The sequence below is a fragment of the Paenibacillus sp. A3 genome (assembly GCF_001399685.1).
Taxonomy (GTDB): domain Bacteria; phylum Bacillota; class Bacilli; order Paenibacillales; family NBRC-103111; genus Paenibacillus_G.
On sequence record NZ_JTHN01000284.1, the window covers coordinates 1 to 3,392 of the forward strand.

At 57.6% G+C, this 3,392-nt stretch carries 1 protein-coding gene; it reads left to right on the plus strand.

Annotated elements, in window-relative coordinates:
* Positions 1–3,392: non-ribosomal peptide synthetase (locus tag QJ48_RS33055; protein ID WP_157261832.1), on the plus strand; the 3,392-nt coding region annotated here is incomplete at both ends.

Below are 3,392 nucleotides of genomic sequence, written 5' to 3' on the forward strand. Positions count from 1 at the left end.
CTGGAGGAAGCGTTCCGGCAGTTGATCCGGCGTCACGAAACGCTGCGGACGAGCTTTGAAAAGATGAACGGAGAGCCGGTCCAGCGGGTGCACCGGGAAGTGCCTTTTGCGGTGGAGTATGCCAAGGGGCGGGAAGAGGAGGCGGCCGAGCGGATTCGCAGCTTCGTGCGCCAATTTGATCTTTCGCAGGCACCGCTGCTGCGAATCGGGCTGTTCGAGCTGGAGAAGCAGCGCCATCTCTTATTGTTCGATATGCATCACATTATTTCGGACGGCGTGTCCATCGATACTTTGGTTAAGGAATTTTCCCGGCTGTACGAGGGGGCGGAGCTGCCGCCACTGCGGATTCAGTACAAGGATTATGCGGTATGGCAGCAAGCGGAAGTACATGGCGAACGGCTGAGCAAGCAGGAGGCGTATTGGCTGGACGCTTTACAGGGCGACATCCCGGTGCTCGATCTGCCGACGGATTATGTAAGACCGGCGATGCAAAGCTTTGAAGGGAACGCGGTTGCCTTTACGATCGGTGAACAAGCAACTGGAGCATTAAAGCGGCTTGCGGCCCAAACGGGATCGACCTTATATATGGTTTTCATGGCGGCTTATACGACTTTGCTGCATAAATATACAGGGCAAGAAGACATGATCGTCGGCTCTCCGATCGCAGGCAGACCGCATGCGGACTTGGACAGCGTGATCGGCATGTTTGTCAACACGCTGGCGATCCGGAATCGTCCGTCGGGCGACAAGACGTTCCTGCAGTATGTGCAGGAAGTGAAAGAAATGGCGTTAAAGGCGTATGAAAATCAAGATTATCCGTTCGAGGAATTGGTTGAAAAGCTTGATTTGAAACGGGATCTGAGCCGAAATCCGTTATTTGATGCGATGTTTGTCCTGCAAAATACGGAGCAGGGGGAGCACGAAATCGCAGGGTTGCAGTTTAAGCCGTACGAGCACGGGCATCACGTGGCGAAGTTCGATCTGACGCTAATGGTATCGGAAGAAGCCGATGGGCTGGCCTGCCGTCTGGAATATGCCACTGCGCTGTATAAGCAGGAAACGGTGGAGCGGATGGCGCAGCATCTGGTACAGCTGATCGGCGTTATTGCGGAGGAGCCTCAGACGACATTGTCGTCGATTGAGATCATAACGCCGCAGGAAAAAGCGCAGATTGCGGAGCGGTTCAATGCAACCGCAGCCGATTACCCGCGCGACAAGTCGATCTCGCAGTTGTTCGAGGAGCAGGCAGCACGGACGCCGGATCACGTGGCGGTCGTATTCGAGGACGCGTCGCTGACTTACCGTGAGCTGAACGAGCGTGCGAACAGACTGTCCCGGACATTGCGGAACCAAGGCGTCGTTCAAGATCAGCCTGTTGCGATTATGGCCGAGCGTTCGATCGAGCTGGTCACAGGCATGGTCGCGATCCTGAAGGCCGGAGGCGCCTACGTGCCGATCGATCCCAATTACCCGGAGGAACGCATTGCTTTCCTGCTGGAGGACTCGGGCGCAAAGCTCTTGCTTGCGCAGCGGAAAGAGCTTGTGCAGGTTAGCTTCGCCGGCAGCGTCGTCGATCTGAGCGACGAAACGGCTTATGCCGAAGACGGGTCGAATCCGGGCTGGACGGGTACGGCAAGCGACTTGGCCTACGTCATGTATACGTCGGGAACGACCGGCCGGCCGAAAGGCGTCATGGTCGAGCATCGCAACGTAGTCCGGTTGGTGAAAAATTGCAACTATGTTGCATTAAATGAAACTACACGGATTTTGCAAACGGGCGCTGTCGTTTTCGACGCCTCCACCTTCGAGATTTGGGGAGCGCTGCTGAATGGCGGCCGGCTGTATCTCGTGCACAACGAGGATCTTTTGAACGCGGAAAAAATGAAGGAGGCGATCCGGGGCTGCGGGATTACGACGATGTTTCTCACCACACAGCTCTTTAATCAATTGTCGCAGCAGGACAGCAGGATGTTTGAAGGCTTGCGGACGCTGTTTGTCGGGGGCGAAGTCCTATCCGTGCCGCACATCAATCTTGCGCTGCGCGATAATCCCGGATTGGCACTTATTAACGTATACGGACCGACGGAAAACGCGACGTACTCCACGTTTCATCCGATCATCGGAGAGCAGACGGAAGCGGTGCCGATCGGCCGCCCGATCAGCCATTCGACGGCATACGTGGCAGACCGTTCGATGAAGCTGCTGCCGATCGGGGTATGGGGCGAGCTGATCGTCGGCGGAGACGGTGTCGCACGCGGGTATTTGAACCGTCCAGAGCTGACCGCGGAGAAGTTCATCGAAAGCCCGGTTCGCCCTGGAGAGCGCTGTTACCGCACGGGAGACTTGGTTCGCTGGCGCGCTGACGGCACGCTGGAATACAAAGGTCGGATGGACGCGCAGGTGAAAATTCGCGGGTACCGGATCGAATTGGGCGAGGTAGAGGCGCAGCTCGCGAAAGTGGAAGCGATACGGGAAGCCGTGGTGATCGCCCGAGAGGACGAAACCGGACAGAAACAGCTATGCGCCTACTTTGTGGCAGATCGCGCGCTCACCGCAAGCGAAGCGCGAAACGCTCTGGCACAGGAACTGCCCGGCTACATGCTCCCGTCCTACTTCGTGCAGCTGGAGCAAATGCCTTTGACGGCAAACGGGAAGATAGACCGCAAAGCGCTTCCGGCTCCGGAAGGAAGCGTACAGACGGGAATGCCATATGCGGCGCCAAGGACGGCGGCAGAGCAGGCTCTGGCGTCCGTTTGGCAAGGGGTGTTGGGTGTCGGGACGATCGGCATTCACGATAACTTCTTCGAGCTTGGCGGCGACTCGATCAAAGCGATTCAGGTGACTTCGAGGCTGTTCCAAACGGGCTATAAGCTGGAAATGAAAGTCTTGTTCAAGCATCCGACCATCGCGGAGCTAAGCCCGCATCTTCAAGCGGTCTCCCGCATCGCGGAGCAGGGAGAAGTGAGCGGAGCGACGAAGCTGACGCCGATCCAGCATTGGTTCTTCGCGCGGCAGACGGCGGATCTCCATCATTTCAACCAAGCGGTGATGCTGTACCGCCAGGAGGGCTTCGACGAAGCGGCGCTTCGTCAGGCGATTCGCGCCATCGGAGAGCATCATGACGCGCTGCGTCTGGTGTTCCGTCAGACGGAACATGGCATCGAAGCATGGAACCGCCGGGTGGAGGAAGGCGAGCTCTACAGCCTGGACGTTGTCGACTTTTCGGAGGAGGCGGATTGCGCTGGCCTCGTGGAAGCCAAAGCGACCGAAATCCAAAGCGGTATCAGCCTGAGCGAAGGACCGCTAATGAGGCTCGGATTGTTCCGCTGCGCGGACGGAGACCACCTGCTGATCGTCATTCACCATTTGGCGGTCGACGGGGTATCGTGGCG